This is a genomic window from Brevundimonas sp. FV1ye4L (genome assembly GCF_058681255.1).
The window spans coordinates 3,240,851-3,257,228 of sequence record NZ_CM178734.1 but is presented as its reverse complement, the minus strand read 5'-3'; the positions used below and the strand labels follow the sequence as shown (position 1 = coordinate 3,257,228).

At 65.5% G+C, this 16,378-nt stretch carries 11 protein-coding genes and 1 tRNA gene; 5 read left to right on the top strand and 7 right to left on the bottom strand.

Features of this window, described 5'->3' with window-relative positions; all coding sequences use genetic code 11:
• Nucleotides 1–22: 22 nt before the first annotated feature.
• Complete coding sequence (locus tag ACW17X_RS15775; protein ID WP_492098801.1) at nucleotides 23–991, bottom strand: LysR substrate-binding domain-containing protein; 969 nt, start codon at nucleotides 989–991, stop codon at nucleotides 23–25.
• Here ACW17X_RS15775 and ACW17X_RS15770 point away from each other — a divergent pair.
• A complete protein-coding gene (locus ACW17X_RS15770; RefSeq protein WP_492098800.1) occupies nucleotides 990–1,964 on the top strand; it encodes a sodium-dependent bicarbonate transport family permease in 975 nt (324 codons plus the stop codon). The genes ACW17X_RS15775 and ACW17X_RS15770 overlap by 2 nt on opposite strands.
• A gap of 292 nt (nucleotides 1,965–2,256) precedes the next feature.
• A complete protein-coding gene (locus ACW17X_RS15765) occupies nucleotides 2,257–2,643 on the top strand; it encodes a HipA domain-containing protein (RefSeq protein WP_492098799.1) in 387 nt (128 codons plus the stop codon).
• 109 nt (nucleotides 2,644–2,752) lie between these two features.
• On the opposite strand, the gene ACW17X_RS15760 is transcribed toward ACW17X_RS15765, so the two are convergent.
• The 6 genes from ACW17X_RS15760 to ACW17X_RS15735 form a co-directional block, all read right to left on the bottom strand.
• Nucleotides 2,753–4,252: a tryptophan halogenase family protein gene (locus ACW17X_RS15760; protein ID WP_492098798.1), complete on the bottom strand. Its 1,500-nt coding sequence runs from the start codon at nucleotides 4,250–4,252 to the stop codon at nucleotides 2,753–2,755.
• Between the two features lie 18 nt (nucleotides 4,253–4,270).
• Nucleotides 4,271–6,226 (bottom strand): glycoside hydrolase family 3 protein, encoded by a 1,956-nt coding sequence (locus tag ACW17X_RS15755; protein ID WP_492098797.1) that lies wholly within the window; start codon nucleotides 6,224–6,226, stop codon nucleotides 4,271–4,273.
• 92 nt (nucleotides 6,227–6,318) lie between these two features.
• On the bottom strand, nucleotides 6,319–9,210 hold the full coding sequence (locus ACW17X_RS15750) for a TonB-dependent receptor (protein ID WP_492098796.1): 2,892 nt from the start codon (nucleotides 9,208–9,210) through the stop codon (nucleotides 6,319–6,321).
• Between the two features lie 121 nt (nucleotides 9,211–9,331).
• On the bottom strand, nucleotides 9,332–10,747 hold the full coding sequence (locus ACW17X_RS15745; RefSeq protein ID WP_492098795.1) for a glycoside hydrolase family 30 protein: 1,416 nt from the start codon (nucleotides 10,745–10,747) through the stop codon (nucleotides 9,332–9,334).
• A gap of 93 nt (nucleotides 10,748–10,840) precedes the next feature.
• The gene (locus tag ACW17X_RS15740) at nucleotides 10,841–11,881 is read right to left on the bottom strand and encodes a LacI family DNA-binding transcriptional regulator (RefSeq protein WP_492098794.1); all 1,041 of its coding nucleotides are present in this window, start codon (nucleotides 11,879–11,881) and stop codon (nucleotides 10,841–10,843) included.
• A gap of 220 nt (nucleotides 11,882–12,101) precedes the next feature.
• A tRNA-Ser gene (locus tag ACW17X_RS15735) sits at nucleotides 12,102–12,191 on the bottom strand.
• Nucleotides 12,192–12,331: 140 nt separating this feature from the next.
• On the opposite strand from ACW17X_RS15735, the gene msrA reads away from it, so the two are divergent.
• From msrA to ACW17X_RS15720, 3 genes are all read left to right on the top strand, one after another.
• On the top strand, nucleotides 12,332–12,982 hold the full coding sequence (gene msrA / locus ACW17X_RS15730; protein WP_492098793.1) for a peptide-methionine (S)-S-oxide reductase MsrA: 651 nt from the start codon (nucleotides 12,332–12,334) through the stop codon (nucleotides 12,980–12,982).
• A gap of 94 nt (nucleotides 12,983–13,076) precedes the next feature.
• Nucleotides 13,077–14,399 carry a 2-oxoadipate dioxygenase/decarboxylase HglS gene (gene hglS / locus ACW17X_RS15725; protein WP_492098792.1) on the top strand — a complete coding sequence of 441 codons (1,323 nt, stop codon included), beginning with the start codon at nucleotides 13,077–13,079 and terminating at the stop codon, nucleotides 14,397–14,399.
• 60 nt (nucleotides 14,400–14,459) lie between these two features.
• On the top strand, nucleotides 14,460–16,307 hold the full coding sequence (locus ACW17X_RS15720) for an acyltransferase family protein (protein ID WP_492098791.1): 1,848 nt from the start codon (nucleotides 14,460–14,462) through the stop codon (nucleotides 16,305–16,307).
• Nucleotides 16,308–16,378 lie beyond the last annotated feature (71 nt).

Sequence of the window (16,378 nt, the reverse complement as noted above, 5' to 3'; positions counted from 1 at the left end):
CGGTCGGAGGACGCGCGGCCCGTCAGGACAGAAGGGGCCCGCGTTCCAGCGCGCGAAGAACCTCCTTCGCCAGAAGTCCGGCCGGTCCCCCTGCGCCGCGGGTCGACACCAGAGCGATTTCGCTGTCGCTGAGCGGCGGCAAGGGATGATGAAGGACGGTGAGGTCGCGGGGGGCCATGGCGGCGGGAAGGACGCCCACCCCGAGACCGGCGCGCAATGCGGCCATCTGGCCGGCGAGGCTGGGCGATGTGAAGGACGCGCGAAACGGCAGGCCTGCCGCCTCGAGCGCGTTCAAGGCGCGCTTGCGATAGATGTCCGGGGCTGGGGCGATGATCAGGGGCAGCGGCGACAGTTCCACGATCGAGGGATCGAGCGCAACCCAGACCAGGGGTTCGCTCCAAACCCTGACGCCCAGTTCCGGCCCGACCGGTTCGCGCTTGATGAGCGCGAGGTCGAGCATCCCGCGCGACATCTGGTCGAGCAGGTTTGCCGTGTAGTCGCACGTCACCGACAGCTTGATGCGAGGATGACTGCGCGCGAAAGCCCCCAGAATACCAGGGAGATGCATGGTGGCGACATCCTCTGGAGCGCCAAACCGGACCTCCCCTTCCAGATCGCCGTCACCAAGGTTTGCGACGATCTCGTCGTTCACCCTCAGCAGATGGCGCGCCCGTGACAGCAGGGCCGCGCCCTCCGTCGTCAAGGCGACGCCCTTGCCGGCGCGATCCAGAAGTGGAGATCTCAACTGATCCTCCAGTCTGCGGATCTGCAGACTGACGGCCGGCTGGGTTCGGCCGAGAAGCAGGGCGGCCCGGGTAAAGCTGCCCGTTTCCACGACCGTCACAAATGCGCGCAGCAGGTCGAGGTCCAGATTAACGAGACGGTAGGCCACCGCATTCGACTCCGTTATGAGTTTCATCAATTCTATAAACTGGAGTGCTGGATTGGTCGAGGCCAGAGAGAGCGCCTCATCGAAAGGCCAGAAACGCATGCCCGACCCCTCCTCCAGCCTCGCCCTGCTCACCTCCCCGGCAATCCTGTTCTTCTTCCTGGGCGCGGCTGCAGCCTTCGCACGCTCTGATTTGTCGATCCCGGAACCGATCGCCAAGGCTCTGTCGCTCTACCTGATGCTCTGCATCGGGTTTAAGGGCGGGGTAGAGGCGCGCATCGCCGGCTTCAACGACGACTTTCTATCCGCGGGCGCGATCGGAATTGCGCTCAGCGCGCTGATGCCGCTTTTCGCCTTCGTCATTCTGAAGCGGTTCCAGAGGCTCGACCGTGCGACGGCCTGCGCCCTGGCGGCGACCTATGGATCGGTCTCGGTTGTGACTTTTGCCGCCGGACAGCAGCATCTTGCAGCACTCGGCATCCCTTCGGGCGGCTATATGGCGGCCGTCCTAGCCCTCATGGAAACGCCTGCGATCCTCACGGCCCTGCTTCTGCTGAATGGCGCAGGGCGCGGCCAGCCGGGACAACGTGGCGCGGTTCTGAAGGAGGTCTTCGTGGGGGCTGCGACGGTCATGCTCCTCGGGAGTTTCGTTGTCGGACTGATCTCGGGGTCGCCCGGACTCGCCAGGCTGGAGATGTTTGTCGGCCCGCTGTTCCAGGGCGCTCTCTGTTTCTTCCTGCTGGACATCGGCTTGATCGCGGCGCGCAGGCTAATGGAGGGCGGCCGGCGAATGAGCCCCGGCGTGATTGCTTTCGCGATTGGCTTTCCTCTGGTTTCGGCGGCTCTCGCCCTCGGCCTGTCGCGGCTGGCCGGCCTAGACGTTGGCAACGCCGTCTTGCTGACGCTCCTTGCCGGCTCGGCATCCTACATCGCCGTACCCGCGGCCATGCGCCTGGCTGCGCCCGAGGCCGACAACGGGGTGTTCGTCACAGCCGCTCTGGCCATCACCTTTCCCTTCAATCTCACGATCGGCATCGCCCTCTACACCGCCGCGACGGTTTGGATCTGGCGGTGAAAACACGCGGAAGCGGCCCGAGGCGGATGACGCCGCGCAAAGCGAGGATCCGGCGATCATAGCGGGTGGCGATCTTCGATCCCTACCAGGACAGGTAAGGCGACAGACCGGTGGCCATGTTGGAGGCCCATCACGTCTGGGCCCAGATGGACGGCATGGGACACGCCAGCGGCGGATAAGCTACCTGGATCACGCCAGATGGGAGCCCGATGAACGGCGAATCCTCTGCACCAGCCAGACAGCCTTCGCCCGACTGAAGGACCTCGTCGGCCGTCCGCTCGCAATGAGAGGCGTGTCCAAGAACTTCAGCCTGTTCTTACGCCCCGGCGGCCGTTTCCAAATGACACCTCTTTATGACGTCCTGAGCGCCCAACCAGCCTTCGACGCCAAGCGCATCCCCCACAAGAGCTACACCCTTGCCATGTCGGCCGGAGCGCAGCCGCACTACAAGATCCTCGACGTTATGGGGCGGGATTTCATCGAAATGGCGGAAGCGGCGGATCTCGGACCGACGCTAGTCCGTCAGGCCCTGACTGAAATCCTGGAGCTGGCCGACAGAGCGACGGGCGCGGCGCTCGCCCAAATGCCCGCCGATTTCCACGAACCTATCCACGCGTCGATCCGTGGTGCGATCCGATCGCGCCTGCCCAGGCTGGCGACGGCTCTCGATATGCTCTAACCCGACTCACTCGTAGATCGCCCTGCTCGCGCCACACCTGCTGTGGCGCCGAGCCTGTTCTCAAGGGATCAAGGCAGTTCCCAGTACGAGGCGAACGACAGCGAGCCCTTCACGCCGCCGAACACACCTTGGCGACATAATCCGCATGAGAGGGCATCACGGCGACGCACTTGCCGATGACGGTTTCCACGTCCGTCAGGAACCGCCCGATGTCCGCCTCCGGTGTCACATCGACCAGCGGGTCATAGCCGGTCGGGATCATCCCCTGCCCCAGCAGCACCTGGATCCAGCTTTCTTCAGCGAACAGTTCGTCGTCCTCGCGGAAAATCCGACCGTTGGCGCGGAACAGGTCGATCTTCCGCTCCAGCGTCACAGGGACATCCATATCGCGGCAATAGCGCCAGAACGGCGTGTCTTCGCGTTCCGTCGCCTTGTAGTGCAGGATGATGAAGTCGCGGATCCGCTCGTATTCGAAATCGGTCTGTCGGTTGTATTCGGCGATGGTGGCGGGATCGAAACCGGCGTCCGGCATCATGCGCACCAGCCGGATCAGCACGGACTGGATCAGGTGCAGGCTGGTCGATTCCAACGGTTCAAGAAAACCGGAGGCCAGGCCCGCCGCAACACAGTTGCGGTTCCAGATCTGCCGACGCTTGCCGGCGAGGAAGCGAATGCGGTTCGGCTCGGCCATCTGCGCGCCGTCCAGGTTCGACAGCAGGATCCCCTCAGCCTCCCCGTCGTCCATATGGCGACTGGAATAGACATGCCCGTTGCCTGTGCGGTGCTGAAGCGGAATACGCCACTGCCAGCCTGCCGGGCGCGCCGTTGAGCGGGTGTAGGGTGTAAAGGGTTCGGTCCGCGCGCAGGGCACGGCCATGGCCCGGTCGCACGGCAGCCAATGGGACCAGTCCTCGTACCCGGTCTTCATCGCCTGTTCGATGATCAGACCGCGAAACCCCGAGCAGTCGATGAACAGATCGGCCGATACGACCTCTCCGTCCTCCAGAGTGACGGAGTCCACAAACCCGTCCTCGGGCCTGAGCTGCACCGAGACGACCTTGCCCTCGCGACGTCGCACGCCCGCCGCCTCGGACATGCCGCGCAGATATCTGGCGTAGAGGCCGGCGTCGAAATGGAAGGCGTGGGCGATATGGCCCAGCGGCGAGCCCGGCCGTTTCGGGTCGGCGCGCATGAAGCGGTTCTGCAGGGCCGCCGCCGTATTGATCGAATAGGCGGCGAGGTCGGACGCCTTCCCCGCAGCCCGCATCTTCAGCCAGTACTGATGGCAGCGCAGCCATTCCAGATCCCGGCCGATCACGCCGAAGCCATGGATATAGCTTGATCCGATCCGGTCCCAGTCGACGAACTGGATGCCCAGTTTGAAGCTGGCCTGGGTACGGCGCATGAAGTCGTTTTCGTCCAGACCGATCAAGTCGTTGAACGTCTTGATCGCCGGGATCGTCGCCTCCCCCACCCCGATCGTGCCGATGGCCTCGGACTCGATCAGGGTGATCTCGTACAGACCCTTGAACAGTTTGGAGAACAGGGCGGCGGCCATCCAGCCGGCGGATCCGCCGCCGACGATCAGGATTGTCTTCAGCTGCCGCACATCCGCCCCCAAGAACCGTCAGTCGATAGCGTCGCAGGCGCCGGGGGTGGTCGGCAAGGGCAGTTCACCCGTCGTCGCGGGCCGCGCGTAGCTGAGGCCGAAGCCCCGTGCAAACTGCACCACGTCGCCCGCATGTTCGCCGGTGCTGCAGGCCGACCCCGGCCAGGCGAAGGACAGGCGACCCGTGAAGTCATAGCGACCACCCGACAGGACATCGGCCAGACCCGCGCCCTCGGTGCCGGGCAGGAAGGCCGCGACGAAGGCGTCTGACAGATTGATCAGGTCGTTGGTGTAGGCGGGACGGCCCGAATACAGCACCGATACCACGGGCACGCCCTTGCCCGAGACCGCGTGCAGAAGCGCCAGGTCGTTCGGGCGGCGATGGCTGTACTGGACCGGGGCGGGGAAGCGGACATCGCCATGATATTCAGCATAGGGGGCCTCGCCCAGGACGACCACGACCTTGGCGAACTGGGTCACGTCCACGCCGACGGCGTCTCTGGAATAGACGATGTTGTCAGCGCCGAACTGCGCCGTCAGGGCCTGCAACAGGGTGGCGCCGGTGGCGAAGTCGCCGTTGACGTTCTCGGTCCCCTGCCAGGTCAGAGACCAGCCGCCGGTCTGATTGGACAGGCTGTCGGCGCTGTCGCCCACGACCAGGATCTTCTCGCCCTGGACCAGCGGCAGGGCGCGGTCGTTGTTCTTCAGCAGGACGACCGACTTGCGCACCGCCTCGCGCGCCAGATCGGTCGCGGCCACGGCCGAGGCCTGCCCGTTGTAGCGGCTTTCCGACGGCGCATGATCGAACAGGCCCGACCGCATCTTGACCCGCAGAATCCGCGTCACGGCGTCGTCGATGCGGGACATCGGGATGCGCCCGGCCTCGACGTCGGCGATGGTATTGCCGATGAAGGCCTTCCAGTCCTCGGGGACCATGATCATGTCGATGCCGGCGTTGATCGCCTGGGCGCATTCGGCCTTGGTGCAGCCGGGGACCTGCTCGATCCCGTTCCAATCGGACACGACCAGACCGTCGAAGCCTAGTCGGTCCTTCAGCACGTCGGTCAGCATCTCGCGGCTGCCGTGCATCTTGCCGTAGTCGTGGCCGGCGGCGACGTCGTTCCAGCTGCTGTAGGAGGCCATTACCGTCTGCACGCCGGCCTCGATGGTCGAGTAATAGCCGGCGCCGTGGCGGTTGATCATTTCGCTGCGGGTCGCACGAGCCTCGCCCTGATCCTGACCGTTGAAGGTGCCGCCGTCGCCCATATAGTGTTTGGCCGTGGCGACCACGTCGCCGTCGCCGGTCAAGTCGCCTTGCAGCCCGCGCACCAGGGCCTCGCCGTATTCAGCGACCTGCTGCGGGTCGCTGGAATAGCTCTCATAGGTGCGGCCCCAGCGGCGGTTTTCGCCCACCGCCAGGGTCGGGGCAAAGACCCAGGTGATGCCGGTGGCCCGCACCTGCCGCGCGGTGGCCCGGCCGATCCGCTCGATCAGTTGGGGATCATGGGCGGCGCCCAGACCGATGTTGTGCGGAAAGAGCGTGGCCCCGGAGACGTTGTTGTGGCCGTGGACAGCGTCGGTGCCCCAGATCAACGGGATCTTCACCGCCATGTCGGTCCGCAGGGTTGCATCGTGATACCGGTCGGACAGAGCCGCCCACTCGGCCACCGTCGCGTGCTTGTTCATGGCGGGCCAGGCGCCGCCGCCATTTAGGACCGAGCCGATATAATACTGCGTCACCTCTTCAGGCGTGATGTATCGGACGTCCGGCTGGGTCATCTGGCCGACCTTCTGCGCCAGGGTCATGCCGGCGACGATCCGGGCGATCCGCGCCTCCATCGCGGCGTCTGGGGCATAGGCCGCAGTCAGGGCCGGCCAATCCGTCCGCTCCTGCTGAGCGGCGGCGCTCATCGGCGCCAGGGCGCATCCGGCCAGCAGCAGCAGCGGGAGAAGCTTGGTCTTGCGGAAGGTCATGGCCGTCTCTCGGTTACAGATATCGATCAAAAAAGAGGGCGAGACGGCATGGCCGCCTCGCCCCGGAGGCTAAGGGCTCGGAGAGGGACGCCCTAGAACCGGTAGTTGACGCCGAACAGGAACTGCCGGCCGTACTCTTCATAGGTTTCCGGCAGCGAACCGCCGTCCGCCGTGGTCGTGCCGCCGCTGTCCAGACCCAGGCGGGTCCGGTAGGGCGAGTTGGTCAGATTGTTGACCTGGAACAGCACGCCCAGACCTTCCAGCGGCCCCTGTTCGAAGGTGTAGCCGACCTGGGCGTCGATCTGCTCGTCGTCTAGGATCTCGGTGTAGCCGCGCGTGGCGAACAACTGCACGACCTCGCCCTTGAAGGCTTCGCGGAACCGCTTGCTGATCCGCGCCTGGAAACCGCCGCGCTCATAATAGGCGGTCATATTATAGACCGTGCCCGACAGGCCCGCGATGCGAACAGTCTGGCCGTCGGGCGCCGGATTCAGATCCGATTCCGTAAAGGAGATGCTGCCCAGCACGCCCAGACCGTCCAGCGGCTCCCAGACGGTGCCGAAGTTCAGGGCCCCGCTGACCTCCAACCCTTGCACCGTGCCGCCGTCGCCATTCGCCGGCAGGCTGATCTGGCCGATGGGGCTGACGATGACGTCGGAAGGGATCGAAGACGCTGTAGATGGCAGTGGGATCCCGGTGAAGTCGAACGTGCCGTTCTGGACATAGATGTAGGTCTCCAGATCCTTGTAAAATCCGGCGATCGACAGATAGGTCGTCGAGTCTACGTACCATTCGTAGGCAAGGTCGAAGGCGTTGGCGCGCCACGGCTCGAGTTCCGGATTGCCGCCCGACGCCGACCACGGATTGACGGTCGACCCCGGCGGACAGGGCTGACCCGAACAGACCAGCGAGTTGAAGCCCGGCGTCACATTGGCGCGCATCTCGTCCATCCGCGGCCGCGCCATGGTGCGAGACGCCGCGAAGCGAAGCCGATGGCCGCTGCCCAGGTCGTAGATCAGATTGAAGCTCGGCAGGATATCCAGATATTCGGCGCCCTTCGTCACCGAAATCGGATCGATGGGTGCGCCGGGCTCCGTGCCGTTGATGACGACGCCGGTCGATTCCTGGTTCTGGACCACGGCCTGCATGCCCACATTGCCGCGCCAGTTTCCGCCCTCGAAGTCGAGTTTAACGAAGGCCGTGGTGACCTCTTCCTCGATGTCCCAGTTCTTGTCGAAATAGTTGGCGTCGAGGATCGGGGCGCGGTCGTAATAGACATCGAGCGCCCGGCTCATGTCGACCGCGAGGACGTCTCCAAAGCCTGCCCAAGCCAAGGAGACCGGGGTTTCCAGATATTGGGCGTCGACATAGACCTGCTGGCGGCCGTTCTTGAGGAAGAGATCATAGTCGTCGACGCGCTTGGACTTCTCGCGCTTGGCGTAGTTGACGCCGGCGGTGAAGGTGTTGAAGAAGCCGTCCATGTCGCGCTGGATCTTCAGATCCGTCGAGGTGATGCTCTCCTCCACATCCGGGAAGCGGATGGCGCCGTCATGACCCCAGCCGCCCCAGGGCGCGCGATCACCCAGCGTCACCTGAGACGCATCGGCGTAATCCAGCCCTTCCGAATAGGAGGGATAGCCGTCGTCATTCACCGTGAAGCCGATGCTGTCCAAAGTGCGCCCGACATCCGGTGTCGCCGGCGTCACGCCGCCTACGCCCCGGCCATATCCGGCGTAGGTCTCGAGTATGGTCTCACGGCGACGATTGTTCGAATAGGACAGATCGGCAACGACTCGTGTACGGTCGTTGATCTCATATTCGGTGTTGAGACCGATCGAGAAGATCTCGTCCTCGCGGGTATTGTAGTCGTTGCGCAGGATCGGCACGGCGTTGTTGATCGTGCCGCTGCGGCCAAACAGCGAACCGCCCCGCTCCTCGGTCACGACGTCGGTGAAGAAGGCGCCGTCGGCATAGGGGTTGGAGAACCACTGGGCGCCCCGCGTCGTCTCTTCCTGCTCGAACTTGGAATAATAGACATCGAGGGTCGAGTGCAGCCGATCATTCGGACGCCATTCCACGATGCCGATGACGGCGTCCCGCTGGTTCAGTCGTGACGTGGCGAACACCTCCTGGCCGTTGAGCAGAAGCGCGGTGTCGGCGCTGTCAGGCTGGACCGAGTCCACGGTGCAGGTCGCGCCGGGCGCGCTCGGTTCGCACGCGCCACCGAAAGCCTCATAGCCGTAGGCCTTGTAGTGCTTGTTCTGAGACGGCGAATCCAGGTGGGCGTAACCTAGGGCCACCCCCAGCGTGCCGTCGGCTAGTTGATCGATATAGCTGATCGAGAACCGGCCGCCGTAGTTGCGGACGTCGTCGTTCAGCTTGTCGCCCTCGGTCATCTCGCCGCGCATGTTCACGGCGAGGGCGCGCTGACCGAACGCCAGCGGCCGCACCGTCTGCAGGTCGGCCGTACCCGACAGACCCATGCCGGAAACTTCAGCGTCGGGGGTCTTGTATATGACCACGCCGGACAGCAGCTCCGACGGATACTGGTCGAATTCCACCGCCCGGTTGTCGCCCGAGCTGGCCTGCTGGCGGCCGTTCAGCAAGGTGGTGGTGAAGTCCGGCGCCAAGCCGCGGATCGAGATGACCTGGGCCCGACCGTTGACGCGCTGCGCCGCCAGACCCGGCAGGCGGGCGATGGACTCTGCGATCGACACGTCCGGCAGCTTGCCAATGTCCTCGGCCGAGACCGCCTCGACGATGGAGGTCTCCCGGCGCTTGGTGGCGATGGAGTCCGCCAGGCCGCGGCGCAGCCCCGTGACGACGATCTCCTCGACCTCCGCCGCGCCATCTTCGGTCTGCGGCGCCGTCTGGGCGACGGCGACCGCCGGCAGCGCCATGGCCAGCGCCAGGGCCGACGCCGTCAGGTGAAGCGCGCCTGCGCGCGGACGAATTGAATGAAACCCAGCAAATGCGCTGCGCATGTGATCTCCCCTCACGTTTCCCTTGGCGCGGGCCCTTTGAGCCGCGCGTCCATCTTCTTGGCGCCACATTGGAAGCGCTTCCAATACAATACCGCCATATTCGTTTTTGGCAACACGCTCTTTAGCGAGGACCGCTCCAGATATAGGTCGCTGCGCTTGCGGGCGGCAAAACGACCTCAGCGCGCAACCGGTCTTCGCCAATCTCGAACCGGGCTTCGGCGTCGGATGGATTGAGGACCACAAGCACCCGACGGCCGTCCGGATTGACGAACCCGACCGCCTCCAGATCAGCAGACTTGGCCACCGCGACGCGGCGCGCCCCTTGGCGCACAAACCGGCTAGCGTGGCCGAAGGCGTAGTATTCCTGGTTCTTTTGAACCGCCCCCGTGCGGCTGTTGATCGTCACCACGCCGCGGCAATCACCGCATCCCCCGGCATGGGGGCCATGGTTCTCGTCCAGGGCGATGTTCCACATCAGCACGCCGCGCGCATGGTTCTCGACCGAACCGATGATCAGGGTCTTCATCGTCCAGACGAAGCTGTCCTTAAAGCCGGGCGCCCAGTCGCCCCCCGAGCATTCGGTGAAGAAGACACCCTTGTCAGGATAGGCGTTGAACACCTGGGACTGGGCGGCCACGTCCCCGGTGTAGCAGTGCCAGGCCACGCCAGACACATAGGGCCGCGCAGTGGCGTCGTTCAGCACGCCCAGAGGCTCTTGCGGCTTGTCCCAATTGTGATCCCAGTCGAGGATCTTCGTTTCCAGACCGTGCTGCTGCAGTCGGGGTCCCAGGTCGCGGCCGATAAAGCGCGCCCTGCCCTCGGCGCCCCAGCGCATACCTGGATAGGAATCCGGCTCGAAGTCCGGCTCGTTCTGGATGCTGATATAGTCGGTGGGGACGCCCTCGGCTGCGGCTGCCGAGATATAGCGGGTCAGATAGTCGGCGTAGGTGGAATAGTGTTCCGGCTTCAGTTCGCCCTGGATCATCGACCCCGTGGTCTTCATCCAGCCCGGCGCACTCCAGGGCGTGGCCATCACCTTGAGCTCGGGATTGATCGCCAGCGCCTGGCGCACCGTCGGAAAGACCTCGGCCGCCATGGGCTCAACCGAAAAGCCGGCCAGCGACGGATCTTCGGCGTCCGCCAGACTGTAATGGCTCAACGAGAAATCCGACGCCCCGATCGTCACCCGCGTGAAATCAAAGCCGAGGCCGCCGTTCTCCCGTCCGAACAGATCGCGGAGCAGGCCGTCGCGCTGCTGCCTCGTCATCCGGGCCTGGATCAGATGCGCCGTCGCATCCGTCACGGCGGCGCCGAATCCAACCATGGTTTGAAGCGGCGCATCCGGATCAAGCAGAACCGTCGGCGAAGCCGCGCCCGCGACCTTGGCTTTCATCACCAGCCGCTCCGGCGAAAGCAGTCGCGACTGGTCGCCCGACGTCACCCAGGCGCGGTCCGGCGCCGACGCGCATCCGGCGGCGGCGAGCGTGGCCAAAGCCAGGACGCAGGCTCTCGCCCGCAGTCGATCCCGTCGTTTCATGCTTTCCTCCCTGCGGACGTCTCGGACGCGCCCTTAAAATTGGAAGCGCTTCCATAATGACGCCGCGAGCGAGGTCGTCAAGCGTCTGCATCCTTACGCGCGCCAGGCGCCGGCGGATTCCCGCACGACAACGGCATGCGGCAGGGTCCGGAACGCCCAGTCCCCGGCAGCCCCGGTGATCCGCTCCGATACCAGGCGTACAGCCTCGCCGCCCATGGCCTTCAGGGGCTGATGGACGGTGGTGAGCGGCGGCCAAACAATGGCGGACACGGGCGTGTCGTCGAAACCGGAGATCGACAGGTCGCCAGGCACCTGCAAGCCCCTGGCGTGAGCGACCGACAGCGCCCCAGCCGCCATATCGTCGTTGGCGCAGATCAGCGCGGTGGGTCGGGGCGAAAGCGCCAGGACGCGCGCGGCGATCAAGCCTCCGGACCGGAAGGTGAAGTCTCCACGCTCCACCGTAAGGGCGTCGTCAGGCAATCCCATCTCCCGCATCGCCCGCCTGACGCCGTCCAGCCGACTTTCGGCCGATAGGTGCCCGGCGATTCCGCCGAGATAGGCGATGTGGCGGTGGCCGAACTCCAGCAGATACCGCGCGATGTCGCGCCCCCCGGCCTCGTCGTCGATGCCGACCGCATCGACCAGCCCCCGCCCGCCGCCGCCCGGCGAGATGGCCGCAAGATGCACGCCCCGCGCCCTCAGTTGCTGGATCAGGTCGGCGTTGTCAGAGAATGGCGGAGTTAGGATCAGCCCCTGGCACCGCTGGTTGACCGCGATATCGATCACCTGCTGGACCGCTGCGGGATCGTTCTGCGGCACATGGCGCGTGAACAGTTGGAAGCCCGACTGCAGACATTCCCGCACCGCCCCCAGTTCCAGCGCAGAGGCGTAGAAGGAGTTGGGCTCTGCCTCCAGATCCGACGCGAGAACCAGCGCCAGCACGCGGCTGCCGCCTCCGGCTAGGGACCGCGCCTGCGGGTTGACGCGATAATCCAGCGTCTGCACCGCCTCCAGCACCTTTTGTCGCACCGCCTCCCGGACGTTCGGCCCCCCGTTGAGCACCCGCGATACAGTCGTCCGTCCCACGCCGGACAGACGCGCCACATCGTCGATCGTGGGCTTTCTGGCCGACATGCCGTGCTCCGGTTTCCACATGACATCTGGATGACCGATGGCGTCGGCGACTGCAAGCAGCCGAAGGCGCGTCCGTCCGCAACGCTCCGACTCAAGCCCTGTCAAACCGTGGCGCTAACCCGTCCCAACAGTCTACCCGCAGTAGACTTAAGTCGTATAACTTAGGAGGGGCCCACCGCTCCGACTAACTCCCTCAAATTAAAGGCAAATGGGAGATGGCTGGCGGACAGAGAGGGATTCGAACCCTCGGTAGGCTTTCACCTACACACGCTTTCCAAGCGTGCGCGATCGACCACTCCGCCACCTGTCCGTTTCACGCCACGTCTTGCGCGCCGCCGAAGGTCGATCCGGCGGGAGGCGGGCCTGATAGAACACACTCGCCCCCTCGGCAAGCGCCTCTGACATCCCCATATAGGCGCTGACGTCATTTTCCTTACGAAAGCCACCCCGATGCTGTTCAAAAAGAGCGCCGAACTGCCCACCGCCGAGACCGCCCTGCCCGGCCGCGCCGAGCCCCTGGCGACCGACACGACCCACTATGTTAGCGGCAATCCGCTGAAGGGCCCCTATCCCGAGGGGTTCCAGACCGCGATCTTCGGCATGGGCTGTTTCTGGGGCGTGGAGCGGATATTCTGGTCGTTGCCGGGCGTCTGGGTGACTTCGGCCGGCTATTCCGGCGGGATCACGCCCAATCCGACCTATGAGGAGACCTGCACCGGCCGCACCGGCCATACCGAGGTGGTCAAGGTGGTGTTCGACCCGGCGGTGATCCCCTACGGCGAACTGCTGAAGGCCTTTTGGGAAAACCACGACCCGACCCAGGGCATGCGCCAGGGCAATGATGTGGGCACCACCTATCGCTCGGCCATCTATACCCTGAACGACGCGCAGCAGCGCGAGGCCGAGGCGTCGCGCGACGCCTATCAGGCAGCCCTGACCACGGCGGGCCGTGGGACGATCACCACCGAGATCGAACCGGCCGGCGAGTATTTCTACGCCGAGGCCTATCACCAGGGGTATCTGGCCAAGAACCCCGCTGGTTATTGCGGCATTGGCGGCACCGGCGTGGTCTGCCCCATCGGGGTCGGCGTCGAGGCCTGATCACCCCGCATCGGGCGAAATGTCCTGTGGCCGCCGGCTAGGCGTCGGCGGCCGACAGGCGTAGGGAACGGCGAAAAGGTCCAGGGAGCCGCTCATGTCCGCCTTCGTCCACCCCGATGAGATCCGCAGCCGTTTCTCGGCCGCACTGTCCGCCATGTACCGGGCGGAGGTGCCCCAGTACGGCGAACTTCTGACCCTGGTGGCCGAGGTCAACGCCCAGACGCTGAAGGCCGACGCCGCGGGGGCTGAGCGTCTGGCGGCCGCCGGCGAACTGGCGCGGCTGTCGGAAGAACGTCACGGCGCCATCCGCGTCGGCACGGCGGACGAACTGGCCACCATCGCCCGCGCCTTCGCCGTCATGGGCATGGCGCCCGTCAGCTATTACAATCTGGCCCCGGCGGGGGTGCCGGTCCATTCGACCGCCTTCCGCCCCGTTGATCCGACGGCCCTGGCGCGCAATCCCTTCCGGGTTTTCTGCTCCCTGCTGCGGCTGGAGCTGATCGAGGACAACGACCTGCGTCAGGAGGCGGCTGCCGCCCTGGCCCGGCGCGACATCTTTACGCCCGGCGCACGGGCTCTGATCGAAACGGCCGAGACCGCCGGCGGCCTGGACGAGGATCAGGCCGACCGTTTTGTGGCCGAACTGCTGGAGACCTTCCGCTGGCACGCCGAGGCGACGGTCAGCGCCGCAACCTATGAACGCCTGGTCGCCGCCCACCGGCTGATTGCGGACGTGGTCAGCTTCAAGGGTCCGCATATCAACCATCTGACGCCCCGCACCCTGGACATTGACGCGGCCCAGGCCGCCATGCCCGAACGGGGCATTACGCCCAAGGAGACGATCGAGGGGCCGCCTGCCCGCGCCTGCCCCATCCTGCTGCGCCAGACCAGTTTCAAGGCCCTGCAGGAGGCCATCGCCTTCCCCGGCGCGGACGGCGCCGTCCAGGGGGTGCACACCGCCCGCTTCGGCGAGATCGAGCAGCGCGGTTGCGCCCTGACCCCCGCCGGTCGTGCCCTGTATGACGCGGCCCTGGCGAACAAGGACTTCTCGCCTCTGCCCGACGACTGGACGGCGCTGCGACGGGGCAGCCTGGCCTGGTTCCGCTATCGCGCGACGGCGCAAGGCCTGGCCGAGCGCGCCGAGACGGCCGATCTGGAAGCCCTGATCGCCCTGGGTCACGTCGTCGCGGAGCCGATCACCTATGAGGACTTCCTGCCCGTCAGCGCGGCCGGAATCTTCCAGTCCAACCTGGGCACCGAGGTGCGCGAAGCCTATGCCGTCGATCCTGCCAAGGCCGATTTCGAACAGGCCCTGGGCCGGTCGGTGCTGGACGAGATGGCCCTGTATCAGGCGGAGCAGGAGGCTTCGATCGCCGCCACCCTGAAGGCCTTGGGTCTGACCGAGGCTGCGGCCTGAGGAAATCCGAGACCATCCGCCGTATTGCCTGACGCCCCGCGCCGGATCATAGACGCGGCCGTGACCCCCTCCGCCCCCTCGTCCGCGCGCCGCTATGATCTGGACTGGATCCGGGTCGGGGCCTTTGGCCTGCTGATCCTCTATCATGTCGGCCTGGTCTACGGCGTCTATGGCTGGCACGTTCACAGCGTCCACACCTTCGAGTGGATGCGCGAAGCCATATTGATCACCAATCCCTGGCGGCTGACCCTGCTGTTCCTGGTGTCGGGAGCGGCGCTGCGGTTCATGACCTTTCGGCGCAGCCCGCGTGAGGTGGCGCGCGCCCGATTCGAACGGCTGGTCCCGCCCCTGCTGTTCGGCGCGGTAATCCTGGTGCCGATCCAGTCGTGGATCGAGGCGATGGACAAGGCCGGCTGGCCCAGCGGGCTCGCCGGTTTCGCCGCCTGGATGGTGCATGAGTTTAGCTTCAGCGGCTTAGCCGACGGCGTTCCGGTCAACCACCTGTGGTTCATCGTCTATATCGCCGCCTACAGCGTCGTCACCGTCCTGCTGTGGCGCCAGCCGGGCCTGATCGACCGCATCGGCGGTTGGCTGGCGAAGGCTTTGGCCGGACCGCGCGTCCTGATCCTGCCGATCCTCTATCTCATCGCCATCCGCATCCTGCTGTTTCCCTGGTTCGGGGTGACGAACACCCTGCACTGGGACTGGTACAATCACGCCCTGTCGCTGGGGGCTTTCGTCTTCGGCTTCAGCATCGTCGGCCGCGAGACGATCTGGCGCGACATGGAGCGGTATCGCTGGGTCGCCCTGGCTTTGGCCGCGGTCGCCCTGCCGGTCATGATGGCCCAGGTCTGGCATCCGGGCGGACGTGCCTTCTGGGGCGTGCCCAAGGCCATGGTCTATGGCCTGGACCAGTGGGCGGTGATCTGCGCCATCCTGGGCTTCGGCAGCCGGCATCTGCGATCGCGCGGCGGGCCGGTGCTGACCTATCTGACCGAGGCCACATTCCCCCTCTATCTGGCGCACCAGACGATCCTGGTGGCGGCGGTCTGGATCATTCGGCCCGCCCGTCTGCCGGTGGGGCTGGAGGCCCTGTCGCTGCTGCTGATCACCTTCCTGGGCAGTTTCGCCGTCTATGAGGTCGTGAAGCGGATTCCCGCCATTCGGCCGCTGTGGGGATTGAAGCCGTTGGACGGCCGGCCCTGGCCGCTCGACCTCGAGGCGCTGCGACGCCCCCCTGCCCGCTATCACTGTCGCCGCCGCCTGCTGGCCATCGGCGTGGCCGCGCCGCTCCTGGCCCTGACCGTGGTGGCCGCCGCCATCGCCGCCTATCCCGGTTTCGACAACGCCACCCAGTATCTGAGCGAGCTGGGCGGGGCGACGGCCCAGGCGCCGATCATCTTCAACGGCGGGGTCTTCGTCGCCGGAGTGATGGCGGCGTTGGCGGGGATCGGCTTCGGCCTAGCCGTCTACGCCCTGACGGAAAAGCGGGTCGCCGGCGCCGTGATCGCCGTGGTCTTCGTCCTGGCCGGAGCGGGCATGTCCGCCTCGACCCTCTATCCCTGGCCGGACCCGCGCCACATGATCATCAACCTGGCCCTGGGCATCCAATTGGCCCCGGTTCTGCTGCTGTGGGGACTGGCGTCTCGACGGGATCTGCCCCGGCTAAAAATCTTCCTCGCCGCCACTTTTGTCATCATGGCGATCCTGACGGTTGTTACAAAACACCTGGTCTTCCCCGGCACCGTCAATGACGCCAATGTGGGCTGGTGGGAGCGCGCCTACGCCATTGTCCTGGTCTGCTGGGTAGGGATTGCAGCCTGGGTTCTGGACCGTAAACTGTTGCAGGAGGCGGCGGATTCGCCTTCTGCCAGGGCTCTGGCCGACCCTGCGACCCGCCCAGGGTAAAAATCCCCCATATTTTTTGGCTATATCAACATTGCGTGATTGAAAATCGCGTGAATGTGATCGACTATAGG

Coding starts and splice junctions, on each gene's coding strand:
- msrA (WP_492098793.1), top strand. CDS start 12,332: ATGCTGTTCAAAAAGAGCGCCGAACTGCCCACCGCCGAGACCGCCCTG.
- hglS (WP_492098792.1), top strand. CDS start 13,077: ATGTCCGCCTTCGTCCACCCCGATGAGATCCGCAGCCGTTTCTCGGCC.
- ACW17X_RS15770 (WP_492098800.1), top strand. CDS start 990: ATGCCCGACCCCTCCTCCAGCCTCGCCCTGCTCACCTCCCCGGCAATC.
- ACW17X_RS15755 (WP_492098797.1), bottom strand. CDS start 6,226: ATGACCTTCCGCAAGACCAAGCTTCTCCCGCTGCTGCTGCTGGCCGGA.
- ACW17X_RS15740 (WP_492098794.1), bottom strand. CDS start 11,881: ATGTCGGCCAGAAAGCCCACGATCGACGATGTGGCGCGTCTGTCCGGC.
- ACW17X_RS15775 (WP_492098801.1), bottom strand. CDS start 991: ATGCGTTTCTGGCCTTTCGATGAGGCGCTCTCTCTGGCCTCGACCAAT.
- ACW17X_RS15750 (WP_492098796.1), bottom strand. CDS start 9,210: ATGCGCAGCGCATTTGCTGGGTTTCATTCAATTCGTCCGCGCGCAGGC.
- ACW17X_RS15745 (WP_492098795.1), bottom strand. CDS start 10,747: ATGAAACGACGGGATCGACTGCGGGCGAGAGCCTGCGTCCTGGCTTTG.